We start from the raw sequence: 16,438 nt of genomic DNA on the forward strand, positions 1-16,438 counted from the left end.
GGCACGGTGTAGGTCGCGCTGCGGCCTTCGAGCCGGTACAGGAACCACAGGCGCCACTGCGCCGCCGAGACGGGGACGTGCTCCGGCCGCGGCATCGGGGCGAGGGCGAGGCGGGACTGCTCGGCGCCCTTCAACCGTTCGGCGAGTTCGGCGACGGTGGGCGCCTCGAAGAGGTGCCGGATGGCCAGCTCGACGCTGAACATCGAGCGGATGCGGCTGAGCAGCCGGATCGCGGTGAGCGAGTGCCCGCCGAGCTCGAAGAAGCTGTCGTCGATGCCGACGACCGGCACGCCGAGCACGGCGGCGAAGAGACCGCAGAGGATCTCCTGCTCCGGGGTGCGCGGTGCGCGGAAGGAGAGTGCGACGGCGCCGTCCGGGGCCGCCGGTACGGCGACCTCCGCGGCCGTCGGTGCGGCGTCCGGTGCGACGGCGGTGGCCGCCGCTCCCGTGCCGACCAGCTCGCCGACGGCCGCGGTGGCGTCGTCGACGAAGGCGGTGAGCAGGCGGACGAGGTCGGCGGCGAGACCGGCGATCTGTGCCGCGTCCAGCAGGTCCGGGCGGTACTCCAGGCGCAGCTTCAGCTGCGCGCCGGGCAGCACCGACAGGGTCAGCGGGTAGTGGGTGGCGTCGTGGTCCTCCAGCACGCCGGCCCGCAGGCCCGGCGCGGGCTCCCACACGTCGTCGTCATCGTGCGGATAGTTCTCGACGACGGTCAGCGTGTCGAAGAGTTCGCCCAGCCCGCCCAGGCGCTGTACGTCGTTCAGCCCGAGGTACTGGTGCGCGATCAGCCGGGACTGCTCGTCCTGGACGCGCTCCATCAGCTGGCGCAGGGACTCAGCCCCGTCGAGCCGGACCCGGACGGGCAGCGTGTTGATGAACATGCCGACCATCGCCTCGCTGCCGGCGAGTTCCGCGGCGCGGCCGGAGTACGTGGTGCCGAACACCACGTCCTCGCGGCCGGTGCGGGCACCGAGCAGCAGGCTCCACAGGCCCTGGACGGCCGTGTTGAGGGTGATGCCGTACTCGCGCAGGCGGTCTTGGAGCCGGCCCGACATCGTGTCGGGCAGGTCGCAGTAGACCTGCACGGGGCGGGCGGGCGCCGCCGAGGAGGGCTCGGCGAGCAGGGTCGGCGCACCGAGCCCGGCCAGCGCGCCGCGCCAGACGTCGTGGGCGGCCTCGCGGTCCTGCTGGGCCAGCCAGGCCAGGTGGTCGCGGAAGGCGGCGGGCTCGGGCAGGGTCTCGCCGCGGTAGAGCGCGAACAGCTCGTCCAGCAGCAGCTGCATGGACCAGCCGTCGAAGAGGATGTGGTGGTTGACGAGGACGAGGCGGTGCTCGTCCTCGGCGAGCCGGACCAGGGTGAACCGCAGCAGCGGCGGCCGGCTCAGGTCGAAGCGCTCGGCGCGCGCCTCGGCCACGACCCGGGCCAGGGCGCCCTCGCGCTCGGCCGCGGGGAGATCGGCGAGGTCGACGTCGCGCCACGGCAGTTCGAGGCCGTCGACGACGACCTGCACGGGCTGGGACAGGCCCGCGTGGTGGAAGCCCGCCCGCAGGTTCGGGTAGCGCTCCAGGACGCCCGCCGCGGCGGCGCGCAGGGCGCCGGCGTCCAGCGGGCCGCTCAGCGCGAAGACCTCCTGGACGGAGTAGACGTCGGCGCCGTCGGAGTCGTAGAGGGCGTGGAAGAGCAGGCCCTCCTGGAGCGGGGCGAGCGGCAGCACCTCGACGATGCCGGGCAGGGCGCCCTCCAGCTCCTCGATGTCGCCCTGCGAGAGGGCCACGAGCGGCAGGTCGGAGGGGGTCAGACCACCGGCGTCGACCGTGGAGAGGGCGCTCAGCGCGGCGAACCAGCCCTCGGCGAGGTCGCGGACCTCGTCCTCGCTCAGCAGTCCCTCGGCCCAGGTCCAGGTCGCGACGAGGCGCGGCCCGTCGGCGTGGTCGACGGTGACGGCGTCCAGCTCGATGCCGAGGCCGAGCGGTGCGGCGTCGTCGAAGCCCGCGCCGAGGGCGGGGGCCTCCGGCGCCGGGGCCCAGTCGGCCAGTTCGGGGGCGGCGAAGCGGCCCAGGTAGTTGAAGCCCAGCTGGGGGCGGGCGTAGTCGGCGAGCTCCGCGACGGTCCGCGGATTGCGGTGGCGCAGCATGCCGTAGCCGATGCCGTTGTCCGGGACAGCGAGCAGCTGCTCCTTGACAAGCTTGAGGGCGCGGACGCCGTCCACGCCGCCCGCGTCGACCCGGACGGGGTACGCGCTGGTGAACCAGCCGACGGTACGGGTGAGGTCGACCCCGTCCGCGATGTCCTCGCGGCCGTGGCCCTCCAGTTCGAGGAGCAGCGCCGCGGCGTCGACGCCGCGGCGGCCGCGCCAGTCGGCGACCGCCAGCGCGAGACCGGTGACCAGCACGTCCCGCACGCCCGTGCGCACGGCGGCGGGGACCGCGCCGAGCAGCGGCGCGGTGGCGCCGGCGGGCAGGGTGAGGGTGAGGGTGCCGGCCGCGGCCCGGGTGTCGGTGGTCGGGTCGAGGGGGCGGCTGCCGAGCAGCGGGTCGGCCGTCTCCATGATCGTTCGCCACAGCGGCAGTTCACCGGCGCGGCGGTCCGCCTCCTCGTCGAGGAGGGCGCTCCAGCGCCGCAGCGAGGTGCCGACGGGTTCGAGGGCCTCGCCCTCCCAGGCGGCCCGCAGGTCACCGAGGATCGGCTGCCAGGACACGCCGTCGACGGCGAGGTGGTGCACGAGCAGCAGCAGTCGCCCGGGGGCGGCTCCGGCGTCGAACCACACCGCGCGCACGAGGTCGCCGTGGTACGGGTCCAACTCGGCCTGCGCCGAGCGGTGGTGCTCCTCGATCACGCGGCGCAGGGCCTCGGCGTCGGCCGCCGACGCGGCGACGTCCACGCGGCGCACGGCGGCGGTGGCCGCGCCCGGCGCGGGGACGGAGAGCTGCTGCTCCTCGTCGAGGGTCAGCCGCAGCGCGTCGTGCCGGTCGAGGACCGCCTGGAGCGCGCCGGTGAGCCGGTCGGCGCCCAGGCCGGCGGGCACCACGAGCAGCATCGACTGGTGGTACCCGGCGAGCGGGCCGCCGAGTTCGAGCAGGTCGGCCATGACCGGTGTGGGCAGCAGGCCGCCGGTCGCGACGTCCCGGACGGTCGGGGCGGCGGGCGCCGCCGTGCGGGCGGCCGCCGCGAGGCGGGCGACGGTCTTGTGCTCGAAGACGTGCCGCGGGGTGATGTGCAGCCCCGCCTTGCGGGCGCGGCTGACCAGCTTGATGGAGACGATGCTGTCGCCGCCGAGGTCGAAGAAGCCCTCGTGCAGGCCGACTTCCGGCAGGCCGAGGACCTCGGCGAAGAGCGCGGCGAGCAGTTCCTCCTCGGGAGTGCCCGCGGCTTCGGGGCCCTCGGCCCCGGGGGCGGGCAGCGCGCCGGTGTCGAGGCGGCCGTCCGCGGTGCGCGGCAGCGCGGCGAGGGTGACGTAGGTGTCCGGGACGAGGTAGTCGGGCAGCGTGCGGGCGAGGTGCTCGCGCAGGTCGACGGCGCGCACCGAGAGACCGGGGGTGGGCACGACGTAGGCGACGAGACCGTCCGCCACGTCCGCCTCGACGAGCGCGGGGTGGGCGAGCAGCGCGGCGACGGTACGGGTGACGTCGAGCGGGGCGCCGCCCACGAGGACCGGCGCACCGAGGCGTTCGAGGCGGCCGTCGACGGTGTACCGGGCCGGGGCGCCGTCGAGCGTGCCGCTGACGCCGTCGGGCACCAGGGAGCCGGACGCGTCGACGACGTGGGCGGAGCGGGCGGTGAGCGCCGCGCGCTCGTCGTCGGTGAGCAGGTCGATCCCGGCGATCCGGCGCCCGGGGTCGGCGACCGCGGCGCGCAGCAGCCGGGCCAGTCGGCCGACCAGCGCGTCGACGGTGGAACCGTCGAAGAGGTCGGTGGAGTATTCGGCGACCACGTCCACGCCGGCGGGCGTGCCGTCGGCCGCGAAGCGCTCCTGGAGGCGCAGGTCGAGGTCGAACTTGGCGACCCCGGTGGCGGCCTCGTCCACCTCGACGGTGAGGCCGGGCAGCGCGGGGCCGGCCAGGCCCAGGTTCTCGAAGGTCAGCATCACCTGGAACAGGGGGTGGTGCGCGAGCGAGCGGGCCGGATTGAGCGCTTCGACCAGCCGGTCGAAGGGCACGTCCTGGTGCGGGTAGGCGGCCACGGCGGCGCCGTGCACGCGGTCCAGGAGCTCCTGGAAGCTCGGGTCGCCCGACGTGTCCGTGCGCAGCACCAGGGTGTTGACGAAGTAGCCGACGAGTCCGTCGAGCTGCTCGTCGGAGCGTCCCGCGGCGGGCGTGCCGAGGGCGATGTCGGTGCCCGCGCCGAGCCGGGTCATGAGCGCGGCGAGCGCGGCCTGCACCACCATGAAGACGGTCCGGCCGGTGGAGCGGGCCAGCGCGGTCACGTCGCGGTGCAGCGCGGCGTCGAGGCGGGTGCGCAGCTCGTCACCGCGGAAGCTGGCGGCCGGGGGGCGGGGGCGGTCGGTCGGCAGGCCGACGAGCTGCGGCAGACCGTCGAGCGCGGTCCGCCAGTGGTCGATGCCCTCGGCCTCGGCCCCGCCCTGCCACAGGGTGTAGTCGGCGTAGGTCACGGGCAGCTCGGTCCACCGCGGCTCCTGTCCGGCGCGGCGGGCCGCGTAGGCCAGGGAGAGGTCCTCGATCAGCGGTCGCTCGGACCAGCCGTCGGCCGCGATGTGGTGCATCAGCAGCAGCAGGGTGTGCTCGTCCGTCCCGGTCCGGGAGAACAGGGTGGCCCGCAGGGGGGCCTCGGCGTGCAGGTCGAAGGGGTGGCGGGCCGCTTCGGCCACGGCGGCCCCGACGTCCGCGGTGGTGACGACGGTGAGCTCGGCGGGGGTGTCGAGGACGACCTGACGGGCGACGCCGTCGGTCTCCGGGAAGACCGTCCGCAGGGTCTCGTGCCGTTCGGCGACGTCGCGGACGGCGGCGTGCAGCGCCTGCACGTCCAGCTCACCGGTCAGCCGCAGCACCAGGGGGATGTTGTAGGTCGCGCTCGCGCCCTCCAGGCGGTGCAGGAACCACAGTCCGCGCTGGGCGTGCGAGAGCGGCATCGGGTCCGGGCGTCCGGCGCGCACCAGCGCCGGCCGTGCGGCCCCGGCCTCGTCGAGGCGGGCGGCCAGGCCGGCCACGGTCGGCGCCTCGAAGAGGGCGCGCAGGGACACCTCGCGGTCGAGCGCGGTGCGGATGCGGCTGATCAGCCGGGCGGCGAGCAGGGAGTCGCCGCCGAGGTCGAAGAAGCCGTCGTCCACGCCGATCCGGTCGATGCCCAGGACGTCGGCGAAGAGGCCGCCGAGGAGCTCCTCGGCGGGCGTGCGGGCAGCACGGCCGGCGCCGACGGCGACCTCCGGCGCGGGCAGCGCGGCGCGGTCCAGCTTGCCGTTCGGGGCGAGCGGCAGGGCGTCGAGGAGCACGTAGGCCGACGGCACCATGTGTTCGGGCAGCCGGGCGGCCAGCCGCTCGTGCACGGTGGCGGTGTCCACCGCGCCGACGAGGTAGGCGACGAGGCGCTGCTGTCCGGGCCGGTCCTCGCGCACGGTCACGGCGGCCTGGGCCACCTCGGCCAGCTCGGTGAGCGCCGCTTCGATCTCGCCCGGCTCGATCCGGAAGCCGCGGACCTTGACCTGGTCGTCGGCGCGGCCCGCGAACTCGACGAGGCCGTCGGCGTTCCAGCGGGCGAGGTCACCGGTGCGGTACATCCGCTCGCCCTCGGCGAACGGGGAGGCGACGAACCGCTGGGCCGTCAGCTCCGGTCGGCCCAGGTAGCCGCGGGCGAGCTGGACGCCCGCCACGTAGAGCTCGCCCTCCGCTCCCGGCTCCACCGGGCGCAGCGCACGGTCGAGGATGTGGACCTCGGTGCCCGCGACCGGGGTGCCGATGGGGACGGACCGGTGGTCGTCCCCGGGCCGCACCTCGTAGGCCGTGACGTCGATCGAGGCCTCGGTCGGGCCGTAGTGGTGGGCGAGCCGCACGCCCAGCTTGGTGACGACCTCGTCGGCCAGGGACGGCGGCAGCACCTCGCCCGCGACGAAGAGCAGCCGCAGGGCGAGGCCGGGGGTGTCCCGGAGCGCGGGGAGCGCGACGGACAACAGCGAGGGGACGAACTGGGCGACGGTGACGCCGTGTTCGGCCGCGTAGGCGAGCAGCAGGTGCGGCAGGCCGAGCACGTCGTCGGGGGCCACGCAGATCGTCGCACCGGCGATCAGCGGCAGCCAGATCTCGGAGCCCGCCGCGTCGAAGCTGAAGGCGGTCCGGGCGAGCACCACGTCGTCGGCGCCGACCTGCCACTCGGCGGCCTGCCACAGCATGTGGTTGGCGACGCCCAGGTGCGGTACGACCACGCCCTTGGGCAGGCCCGTCGAGCCGGAGGTGTAGATGACGTAGGCGGCGTTCGCGGTGTCGATGGTGACCTCGGGCGCGGTGTCCGCACCGGAGGTCAGGTCGATCTCGTCGAGGAGCACGACGGGGGCCCCGACCTCGGGCAGCGCGCCACGCGTGGCGGTGTCGGTGACCAGGGCCGAGGGACGGCCGTCGGACAGCATGTGCGCGATCCGCCGGGCGGGGTAGCGCGGGTCGACCGGCAGGTAGGCGGCGCCGGTCTTCAGCACGGCCAGCATCGCGACCACCGCGTCGGCGGAGCGCGGCAGCGCCAGGGCGACCACCCGTTCCGGCCCCGCGCCGAGGTCGACGAGCCGGCGCGCCAGCCGGTTGGCCCGGCGGTCGAGCTCGGCGTAGCTGAGAACGGTCGCGCCGAAGATCACGGCGGGGTGATCGGGGGTACGTCGTACCCGTGCCTCGACCAGTGCGGGCAGCGGCATCGTCGCCACATCGCCATCCAGGTCCGACCCGATCGGATTGCGCGTCGCACGACGGTCCACGCTGCTGACTCCTGTACTTCGACGAGAACTCGGAAGCGGCCGGAACGTGCATACGTCCGACACGTTTCCAGACCGTACGGAGAGGCATTTTCAGCGTGTTATCGAGACCCCATCCGGTCCGCTTCGCAGGTCGATACCGGCCTGATATGCGGCGCCTCTACATTGCGAAGCCCGCTGAGCACAGGAGTCGCGCAATGGTCCGCAACCACGTCATCTCGTTGGCCGATATCCCCGATGTCGATCTGTATCGGATCGTGGAAAGGGGAAAGCAATTCGCTTCCGGGGCGTGGTCGCAGGAGACCCTCGCCGGCGCGGTCGTCGGCATCTACTTCAAGGCGACGTCCACGCGCACCCGCACGGCGTTCTCCTCCGCGGCCCTGCGCCTGGGCGCGCGCCTGATCACCTACGGGCCGCACGACCTCCAGCTCAACACGGGCGAGACCACGCAGGACACCGGACGGGTCCTGGGCGGCATGCTGGACGTCCTGGTCGCCCGTACGGCCGGCAGCGTCGCGGAGCTGCGCGCGCTGGCCGCGCAGGACGGGATGGCGGTGGTGAACGCGATGGGCGCGCAGGAGCACCCCACCCAGGCCCTGACCGACCTGACCGCGATGGCCGGGCACTTCGGCGATCCGGCCGGGCGCAAGGTGCTCTACCTGGGCGAGGGCAACAACACGGCCGCCGCGCTGGCGCTGGCGCTGCCGCGCTACCCGGGCACGGAGCTGCACCTGCGGACCCCGGCGGGCTACGGGGTCGATCCCGAGATCATGGTGCGGGCCAAGGAGTTCGCCGCGGCGCACGGTTCGACCGTCACCGAGCGGCACGACACCTTCGAGCTGCCCGAGGGCGTCGACGTCGTGTACACCACCCGCTGGCAGACGACCGGCACGTCGAAGGCCGATGCCGACTGGCGCGAGGACTTCGTCCCCTTCCGGGTCGACGAGGCCGTCATGCGGTCCAGCCCGGACGCGGTCTTCATGCACGACCTGCCCGCGCACCGCGGCGACGAGGTCACCGCCGCGGTGCTGGACGGGCCGCGTTCGATCGCGTTCACCCAGGCCGAGGCGAAGATGCACAGCGCCGCCGCGGTCCTGGAGTGGAGCCTCGGGGCGCTGTGAGCGGGGCCTTCGGCCCCGGGAGGTTCACCGGGCGGGCGGGCGGCGGGACGGCCACGCCCGCTCGAAGCCGTGGGCGAGCCGGAACAACACCGGCTCGCTGAAGGCCCGTCCGGTGAAGGTGATCCCGACGGGCAGCCCCTCGGTCCAGCCCGCGGGCACGCTGATGGCGGGGTAGCCGGCCAGTCCGGGCGCCAGTGCGGCGCCGTGCGGATCGGGGTCGCCCTCGACCATGTCGATCGGCCACGGCGGCGGGCAGGTGGGCATGACCAGCGCGTCCAGCCGGTGCTCGTCCATGACGGCGTCGATGCCCTCCGCACCCGCCAGCCGCCGTACGGTGGCCAGCGCCTCGCGGTACACCGGGTCGTCCGTGTCGGGATCGACGCCGGCCAGCATCTCCAGGATGTCCTGGTCGAAGAACTCCAGCTCGACCGCCGCGTTCTCCCGGTTCGCCTCGACCAGGGCGGCGATGGTGCGCGGATGGTCCCCGGGCGTGCCGGCGAGATACCGGCCCAGGGCGTACGCGGTCTCGTGCATCGCGACAGCGCCCAGCTCGGGACCGGCGAACCGGTCCGCGGTGGCGATGTCCGCGCCCTCGACGATGACCGCGCCGGCGCGGCGCATGGTCTCCAGGGCGGCGTCGGCGATCTCGTCGGCCGCCGCGCTGTAGCCGTAGAACACCTTGCGGGGGACGCCGATGCGCATCCCGCGCAGGCCCTCCCCGTCGAGGAACGTCCGGTAGTCGAGGGTGGGCGCGCCGTCCGTCGCCCCGTCCGACGGGTCGGGCCCCGCGATCACCGAGAGGACGTCCGCCGCGTCGGCGACCGTACGGGCGAGGGGCCCGATCGAGTCGAAGCTGGGGATGCCCGGGATCATTCCCGCGCGGCTGGTGAGTCCGGTGGTCGGCTTCACCCCGACGAGGCAGTTCGCGGCGGCCGGGCCCAGGATCGAGCCGATGGTCTCGGTGCCGAGCGCCACCGCGCACAGATTGGCCGAGACGCCCACCGCGGATCCCGAGCTGGAACCGTGCGGCGAGCGCTTGGTGTCGTACGGGTTGCGCGTCTGGCCGCCGCGGGCGCTCCAGCCCGCGGTTCCCAGGATCCACGAGGTCTTGTTCGCCTTGCCGAGCAGCACGGCTCCGGCGGCCCGCAGGCGGGCGACGACCGTGGCGTCGCGTGCGGGCCGCGAGCCGAGCATGACCGTGGAACCGCTCGTGGTGTGCATCCGGTCGGCGGTGTCGAGGTTGTCCTTGAGGAGCACGGGAATGCCGTGCAGCGGCCCCCGGACCGGACCCTCGTCCAGCCGCGCCGCTTCCGCCTCGGCGTCCGGGTTCACCTCGATGACCGCGTGCAGTTCGTCGTTGTGGCGCTCGATCCGGTCCAGGTACCAGCGGGTCAGTTCGAGGGCGGTGAGCCGCCCGTCGGCGAGCGCCTCCCGCAGTTGGGCCAGGCTTGCTTCGGTCGGGTCAAACAAGGGACACCACCGGGAGGGAGGAGAGTTCGCGCAGCAGGGCGGACTCGTGGTCGGTCAGGTAGAAGTGGCCGCCGGGAAAGCGGTGCGCGGTGAAGCGGCCCGTGGTGGTCTCGCCCCAGGCCTCGACGTCGTGCGCCCGGGCGTCGAGGTCGTCCTCGCCGTAGTAGGCGTGCACCGGACAGTCGAGCGGCTCCACCGGGCCGGGCCGGTAGGTGCGCACGAGCTCGAAGTCGGACCGGATCGGCGGCAGGACGAGCTCACGCAGCTCCGGGTCCTCGAAGAGCTGGGCGTCGTACCCGCCCAGCCGCTTGACCTCCTGGACCAGTTGGTCGTCGGTCAGCGGACCGAACCCGCCGCGGGGCGCCCCGTCATGGGTCGACTCCCGTCGCGCGGGCGGCACCTGGCCCGACACCAGCAGGGCGCGCACCGGTGTCCGCCGCGCGACCTCGTAGGCGATCCACGCGCCCATGCTGTGGCCGAAGAGGACGAGCGGCCGGTCGAGCAGCGGTGTCAGCGCCTGCGTGACGGCCTCGGCCATCGGCTCCATCCTGTCGACGCAGGGCTCGGTCACCCGGTCCTGCCGTCCCGGGTAGCGCACCGCGTAGACCTCGACGTCGGACGGCAGCGCGGCCGGCCAGGTGCGGAAGGCGCTCGGGCCGCCGCCCGCGTGCGGGAAGCAGATGAGGCGGACCCGTGGCCGCTCGACCGGCCGGTACCTCCTCAACCAGGTGCTGGCCTGCTGAACGGCAGTCATGATGCGCCTCCGTGGGTGCGTTCGGGCGGGGGCCGTGACGCGGGCGCGGGCGCGCCCCGCGGGCCACGGCGACCGCCGCCGCGGCCCGGGGACCGCGGCGGCTCGCCGCGGCCCGGGGCCGCGGCGAGCCGTCACCGCGGACGGCACCCCTCCCCCGATCGCCGGTCCGGGAGCGAGTCCCGGGGCCGTTCGGGGTGCCGTCAGCTGACCCTACGAAGGACCGCTATCGACGTGCTATCGCTCGCGTGCGAGGCCTCGGCGTCCACCATCCGGTCGTACGCCGCCGTGCGGGCGGTCGCGGTCATCTCCTGGTGGGCGGTCTCCTGCGCGTGCAGGGAGAGCAGGCCGGGCAGGCGGTAGCGGAACCAGCCGTCCGACCCGGTGTCGGACACCTCGATCAAGGTGGCGTCCACCAGCTCCTCCAGGAGCCCCTGGGCGTCCATGGGGTCGGTGTCGAGGAGCGCCTGGGCCACCCAGACGCCGATCCGCTCGCCGCAGACGAGCCCGAGCCGGACGTACAGGGCCGCGGCCTCGCGCGAGAGCGAGCGGTACACGCCGTCCAGGGACCGGCGCAACATGGGCGCGCCCGTGCAGAGTTCCTCCAGCCGGTGCCGGGGGTCGCCGAGCCGGGTGAGCAGGTGGGACAGGCGCCAGTGGGGCTTGGCGATGAGCCGGGCCGCCGCGGCGGACAGGGCGAGCGGCGCGTGGTCGCACAGGGAGGCGAGGCGGTGCGCCGCGGTGGCGTCCTCCTCGACCCGCCCGTCGCCCACGAGGGAGCCGAGCAGCGTCACGGAGTCCGCCGGCGCCAATTCCTGCAGGGTCAACCGGACCTGCGCCGGGGTCGCCAGCACCCGGCGGCTGGTCAACAAAACGCTGCACTTGCCCGCCTTGGGCACGAGCTCGTAGGCCACGGTGTCGTCGGGGACGCCGTCGAGGATCACCAGGATCTGCCGCTCCTCGACCCGCCGGTGGAACTCCCTGAGCCGGTCCTGGTACTCCGTGGGGATCTGGGAGTCGGACATGCCGAGGGCCCGCAGCAGGGCCGCGGGGGCGTCCGCGGTGCCGGTCCGTTCCAGGTCGACGTGGATCTGTCCGTCGGGGAAGGCGTGGGCCGCCCGGCGCGCCCAGTGCAGCGCGAGGGCGGTCTTGCCGATGCCGGGACGTCCCACGACCAGGCCGACGGCCGAGACACCCCCGCGGGCTCGGCGCAGCAGACCGTCGAGGGCGTGCAGATCGCGTTCCCGACCGATGAACGCGGCGGCGCCCGGAGGAAGTTCGGGCAGTGCGGAACCGACGCTCAGCGGCCCGGCCACATCGGTGACCGGCATCAGTCCGGAGGTCTCCTGGAGGATGGCCGTGTGCAGGTCCTGGAGGACCCGGCCGGGCTCCAGCCCGATCTCCTCGCGGAAGACCCGCTGCGCCTGCCGGAAGAGGGCCAGGGCCTCGGACCGGTGGCCCGAGCGGTAGTGGGCGAGCATGAGGGCGGCCCGCGCCTGCTCCCACAGGGGCTGTTCGGACACGAGGGCGGTGAGCTCGGCGATGATCTCGCGGTGTCGGCCCAGCTGGAGCTGGAGGGTCGCGTACTGCTCGTACGCCGTCAGGCGCCGGTGTTCGAGCAGTTCGGCCTCCGTCTCGATGACGGGGCTCGACATGTCCGCCAGGACCGGCCCCCGCCACAGGCCGAGCGCCCGACCCAGCACGTCGGCCGCCGAGCTGGTGTCCCCGCGCTGCGCGAGCGTCTGCGCGCCCTCCACACCGGACGCGAACTCCACCGCGTCGATCCGGTGCCCGTAGGAGCGCAACAGGTACCCGGGCGCCGCGGTGACGATCACTTCCTCGGTGTGCCCCGCGGCCTGGAAGGCCTTGCGCAGGCTGGCGACGCAGATGGCGATCTGGGTGCGGCAGGTCGCGGGCGGCCGGCCGTTCCACACCGCCTCCACCAACTGGTCGATCGACAACACCCGGTCGGGCGCGAGCAGCAGCATCGCCAGCACGATCCGCTGCCGGGGCCCGCCGATCTCCACCCTGCGGGGCCCGACCCAGGCCTCCAGGGGGCCGAGGACCTGGAAGGTGATGTGCAGGTCCGCCTTTGCGGCGCCGTCCTGCCGTCCGTGAAGGAAAGGAAGCGAGGCCTCTGTTCGTTGTAATGGCTGTGTCGGCGCGGCAATCGTCTGCTGCATGTGGATCCCCCGTGCTCGCTCTGCTTCGCCCTGCGCATCGCACCGCGAATCGCGCTGTGCGTCACGCCGGGCGTCATTCGACTGTCTTCAGGTGCTTCGAATGTCTTCAGAATGTGATGACGGCCATACGGCTCCGTCCCGTAGTCACGTGGTCATGCCGGATAGTCACGTAGTCATGTCGGATTCCCTCGGCCGCACGCCGAGCCGCGCCCTCGCGGAGTCCTTCGGCCGGCCACGGAGCCGCGGCACGCCGGTGGGCGGACAGCGTGTCCTGGACGAGGGAGGGTGGGCAGGGGCGGCGGGCCCGCCGACGTCGGTCGGGAGGCTAGGAAGGGGTGGAGGGGGTGGAAGCGGTCGGGCGCTCGCCCGGGGCCGCCGGGGCCGCGGGCGCGGCGCCGTTCAACACCCGGGGGCCACGTCCCAGATCACGAGCGCGGAGCCGCGTAGGGGCAGCTGCATCTCTCCGCGACGGGGAGGCGCTCGCCGAGCGTCCGCATACGGACGGTGCGGCGAGGCATACCGCTCGCGGTGGTGATGGCACGGATCGACTCGCTGGCCATTCGCTCCCCAGGTGCGAAGTCTGACGACGGGGCGTGAGGTCGAACCGCCCCCTACTATCCACTGGTGTTCAACTGAACGGCCACGTCGTCGCACCTCAGTCGAACACCCGCTCGGCGACGCTAACCCTGCGGCCTCACCGGAGTCAACTGACGTTGGATTCGCCAACTTTCGACTTACACGCCAGTCGGAGGGTAGGATGCAGCCGACCAATGAAGACGGGACGCGCATGACCGACCTGGAGATTGGGCCCGCGAACAGCCTGGCTCACAAGCTGAACCACCTGTTCGCCAGCACGGCCCCCGCCGGCCGGGCACCCCACACCACCGAAGAAGTCGCCCGCGCGATCACCGCCACCGGCGTGCCGATCTCGGGCAGTTACATCTGGCTGCTCCGCAAGGGACAGCGCGACAACCCCACCATGCGGCACATCGAGGGGCTGGCCACGTTCTTCGGCGTCCCGCCCGCCTACTTCTTCGACAACCGGGTCACCGACACGGTCAATGCCGAACTGGCCCTCCTCACGGCCCTCCGGGACGCGGACGTACAGCGGGTGGCCCTGCGGTCGGTCGGCCTCTCGGAGAAGACCCTGCGCTCGATCACCGAAGTGATCGACCGCGTGCGCGAACTGGAAGGACTCCCCGTGGGTCCGCAGGAGGAACCGCGCCCCTGACGGGCTCCGCTCGGGCTCCACTCGGGCTCCACTTGGGCCCCGCACCGACTTTCCACGGGCTCCGGACGGGCTCGGCGCGGGCTTCTGACAGACTCCTGACGGCAATTCTGGAATCTGGAATTTGGCAAAAAATAATCCGTCTGAGCTATTGCCATATGACGAACTGTCTTGTTCTGCCCTGGACGCGGCCGGAACGCTGTGTTCAGATACCACTCATGCCGACCCTGCAGGAGTGCCCGTGACCAGCGACGACGCGACGCCCGACGCCGAAGCTTCGTGATCGTCGTGCGCTGGCGATTAAAGCCTCGCGCGCGTGCCGCGAGCACGCTCGGAGAGCGGTGCGAAGAGCGGGTGCACAGCCTCGGCCTGCGCCTCGACGAGAACCTGACCATCGGGGAACTCTGCGAACACCTGGGTGAGTTGCGCCAGCGGCCGGTGCGGGTGGCCGCCCTCCCGCTGCCGGCCGCCGGTCCGCACGGGTTATGGGTCTCCACCGAGGCGAACGACTACATCTTCGTCGAAGAGCGTCTCGTCCCGATCCACCAGCAGCAGGTGATCCTGCACGAAATCGGCCACGTCCTCTGCGACCACGACGCGTCGCCCGTCATGTCGACCGACGCGTCCCGGCTCCTGATGCCCTCCCTCGACCCCGGTCTGGTACGCCGTGTCATGGGGCGCGAGCACTCCGACGCGGAGGCGGAGATCGAGGCCGAGCTCGTCGGCTCGCTGATCGGCCAGCGCATCAACGCGTGGGGAGGCCAACGCACATGGCCGGTACCTCCCGAAGCCCGGGCCATCGTCGAGCGGTTGGCCGCCCTGGAATCCCCGACCCACGAGAAGTGCAATGAATAGCCTTCTGTACCCGCTGTGTTCGACGGTCGCCCTCCTTGCGCTCGTCTACAAGTCGCGGGTCCTGCGCACCGACCGCTCCGTCACCCAAGTGGCCCTCGTGGCCAACTTCTTCCTCCTCTTCATCATTTTCACGGTGTCCACCCCCTCGGTATGGGCGGCCACGAGCGACTTCGTCGGGATCGTCAACTTCTCCGGGCTGCTGACGCAGAGCTGCGTCGTCGTCATGACCGCGTGTCAGCAGCTCGTGCTGCTCCACCTGACGCACGGACCGGAGGCCGCACGGCGCAAGACACTGCCCCGCATCCTGGCGCTCGCCGTGGTACTGATCACCATGACCGTGCTGTTCACCGGAGCGACGGCGCAGGGCGAGACACCGGACGACTTCGCCGTCACGCACGCCCAGTACATGCCGGCCTACCTCGCCGTCTACCTCGCGGCCTTCACCGCGAACCAGGTCGAGATCGGCGTGATGGGGTGGCGGTACTCCAAGATCGCGCCGTCGGCCTGGCTGCGCCGCGGGCTGCGCATGGTGGCCCTCACCCTGCCGTTCGCGCTCGTCTACACCGGCTGCCGCACCGCCGACCTCGTCGCCGCGCAGTTCGGCGGGTCCGGACGGTCGTGGGAGGCCGTCGCCCAACTCGGCGTGGGGATCGCCGTCATCGTCCAGACCGTGGGGTGGATCCTGCCGGACTGGGGCCCGCACCTGACCTCCGCCGGGGACCGGCTGCGCAACCGGCGCGCCTACCGCGCCCTCACCCCGCTCCACCGCACGCTCACCGCGGAGGTACCGGAACCGGTCATCCCCATGGGCCCGACCCTCGACCTGCAGACCCGGCTGTACCGCATGCTGATCGAGATCCGCGACGCCCAATGGGAGTTGCGCACCTGGATGGACCCCGAGATCGCCCGCGCCGTCCGGGCCGAGGCCGAAGCCTCCGGCCTGCACGGCGACGAGCTCGCGGCCGTCGTGGAGGCCGGCCAGCTCCTCGGCGCGATCGCGGCCAAGCGCCGCGACCAGCCGCCCGAGCAGCCGCCGCAGACGCCCGTCGTCATCGCACCGGGCGATCTCGCCGCCGAACTCGCCTTCCAGCAGCGGCTGGCCCGGGCCATGACCTCCCCCATCGCCCTGCGATCGGTCGGCCGCACCGCCCCGGTGGCGGCGGCCCCTGCTCCCTGACGGTCCCGCGCGGTGGTCCGCGCACGGTGGGCCCGTGGTCCGGGCGCCGGGCCGTCGGCCGAGCTCACCCCCGTGAAGCTCAGCCCCGCCCCGGCGTCGCCGCCACTTCCCTCAACACTCCAGTGGCGATGAAGCATTGGTAACGTACACCAGAGTGACTGTCCGGCGTCAACCAAAGTGTTGCCGGGGCCGGCCCGATGGGCTTCGAGAAACACTGTGGTGGGCAAAGGCTCGGCATCACGCCAAGGAGGACGTGTACGTGGAGGATGACCAGTCACCCACCTTCGCCCAGCTTCTGGACCACCTCTTCCGCACGGTGCACCCCCCTTCCCGGGGGCCCTACACCTACGCGGAGGTCGCCGAGGGGATCCTCAAGGCCGCGACCGGAGAGGGCCGCGGGGTGACGGCGAGCGCCATCCAACAGCTGCGCACGGGGGCCAAGCGGAACCCGACCCGCCACACCATCAAGGCCCTGGCCGACTTCTTCGGCGTACCGGCCGGCTACTTCGTCGACAGCGCGGCGGCCGAACGCACCCGGGCGGAGATCGACCTGCTCGCCGCCATGCGCGACCAGGACGTCCGCAAGGTGGCCCTGCGGGCCAACGGCCTGAGCATCGACAGCCTGAAGATGCTGTCCACCGTGATCGAGCAGGCCCGCAAACTCGAAGGGCTCACCGCCGACGACCCGGCACAGGACCTGGACCTGAACCTGGACGACTGAACCGCGGACGACTGAACCGCGCAT

The 16,438-nt window shown here is 73.1% G+C and carries 9 protein-coding genes (1 of these 9 only partly in view); 5 read left to right on the forward strand and 4 right to left on the reverse strand.

Features of this window, described 5'->3' with window-relative positions:
* Positions 1 to 6,911, reverse strand: the start of a protein-coding gene (locus ACIBEA_RS17210; RefSeq protein ID WP_399261639.1) for a non-ribosomal peptide synthase/polyketide synthase. Its footprint begins 15,433 nt before the window's first position; 6,911 of the gene's 22,344 nt are visible here — the first part of the coding sequence; its start codon is at positions 6,909 to 6,911; its stop codon lies off the left edge, out of view.
* A 194-nt stretch (positions 6,912 to 7,105) separates the two neighbouring features.
* Between ACIBEA_RS17210 and ACIBEA_RS17215 the strand changes: the two genes are divergently transcribed.
* Positions 7,106 to 8,029, forward strand: a complete 924-nt coding sequence (locus ACIBEA_RS17215) for an ornithine carbamoyltransferase (protein ID WP_399261641.1) — start codon at positions 7,106 to 7,108, stop codon at positions 8,027 to 8,029.
* A 24-nt stretch (positions 8,030 to 8,053) separates the two neighbouring features.
* Here ACIBEA_RS17215 and ACIBEA_RS17220 read toward each other — a convergent pair whose 3' ends face one another.
* From ACIBEA_RS17220 to ACIBEA_RS17230, 3 genes are all read right to left on the reverse strand, one after another.
* Positions 8,054 to 9,499, reverse strand: a complete 1,446-nt coding sequence (locus tag ACIBEA_RS17220; protein ID WP_399261643.1) for an amidase family protein — start codon at positions 9,497 to 9,499, stop codon at positions 8,054 to 8,056.
* On the reverse strand, positions 9,492 to 10,253 hold the full coding sequence (locus ACIBEA_RS17225; RefSeq protein ID WP_399261645.1) for a thioesterase II family protein: 762 nt from the start codon (positions 10,251 to 10,253) through the stop codon (positions 9,492 to 9,494). The genes ACIBEA_RS17220 and ACIBEA_RS17225 overlap by 8 nt, the downstream gene beginning before the upstream one ends.
* Positions 10,254 to 10,453: 200 nt before the next feature.
* Positions 10,454 to 12,433, reverse strand: coding sequence for a BTAD domain-containing putative transcriptional regulator (locus ACIBEA_RS17230; RefSeq protein WP_399261647.1), 1,980 nt, complete (start codon positions 12,431 to 12,433; stop codon positions 10,454 to 10,456).
* 757 nt (positions 12,434 to 13,190) lie between these two features.
* Here ACIBEA_RS17230 and ACIBEA_RS17235 point away from each other — a divergent pair.
* The 4 genes from ACIBEA_RS17235 to ACIBEA_RS17250 all read left to right on the forward strand — a co-directional run bounded on the left by ACIBEA_RS17235 (position 13,191) and on the right by ACIBEA_RS17250 (position 16,414).
* Complete coding sequence (locus tag ACIBEA_RS17235; RefSeq protein ID WP_399261649.1) at positions 13,191 to 13,664, forward strand: XRE family transcriptional regulator; 474 nt, start codon at positions 13,191 to 13,193, stop codon at positions 13,662 to 13,664.
* Between the two features lie 351 nt (positions 13,665 to 14,015).
* Positions 14,016 to 14,516, forward strand: a complete 501-nt coding sequence (locus ACIBEA_RS17240; RefSeq protein WP_399261651.1) for an ImmA/IrrE family metallo-endopeptidase — start codon at positions 14,016 to 14,018, stop codon at positions 14,514 to 14,516.
* Positions 14,509 to 15,693, forward strand: a complete 1,185-nt coding sequence (locus ACIBEA_RS17245; RefSeq protein ID WP_399261653.1) for an MAB_1171c family putative transporter — start codon at positions 14,509 to 14,511, stop codon at positions 15,691 to 15,693. The genes ACIBEA_RS17240 and ACIBEA_RS17245 overlap by 8 nt, the downstream gene beginning before the upstream one ends.
* A 259-nt stretch (positions 15,694 to 15,952) precedes the next feature.
* Positions 15,953 to 16,414, forward strand: coding sequence for a helix-turn-helix domain-containing protein (locus ACIBEA_RS17250; RefSeq protein WP_399261654.1), 462 nt, complete (start codon positions 15,953 to 15,955; stop codon positions 16,412 to 16,414).
* Positions 16,415 to 16,438 lie beyond the last annotated feature (24 nt).

It is taken from the genome of Streptomyces sp. NPDC051555 (genome assembly GCF_044454405.1).
Taxonomy (GTDB): domain Bacteria; phylum Actinomycetota; class Actinomycetes; order Streptomycetales; family Streptomycetaceae; genus Streptomyces.

Bases quoted from the DNA above. Each gene is read 5' to 3' on its own strand.
- ACIBEA_RS17215 (WP_399261641.1), top strand. From the start codon at position 7,106: ATGGTCCGCAACCACGTCATCTCGTTGGCCGATATCCCCGATGTCGAT.
- ACIBEA_RS17225 (WP_399261645.1), bottom strand. From the start codon at position 10,253: ATGACTGCCGTTCAGCAGGCCAGCACCTGGTTGAGGAGGTACCGGCCG.
- ACIBEA_RS17230 (WP_399261647.1), bottom strand. From the start codon at position 12,433: ATGCAGCAGACGATTGCCGCGCCGACACAGCCATTACAACGAACAGAG.
- ACIBEA_RS17235 (WP_399261649.1), top strand. From the start codon at position 13,191: ATGCAGCCGACCAATGAAGACGGGACGCGCATGACCGACCTGGAGATT.
- ACIBEA_RS17245 (WP_399261653.1), top strand. From the start codon at position 14,509: ATGAATAGCCTTCTGTACCCGCTGTGTTCGACGGTCGCCCTCCTTGCG.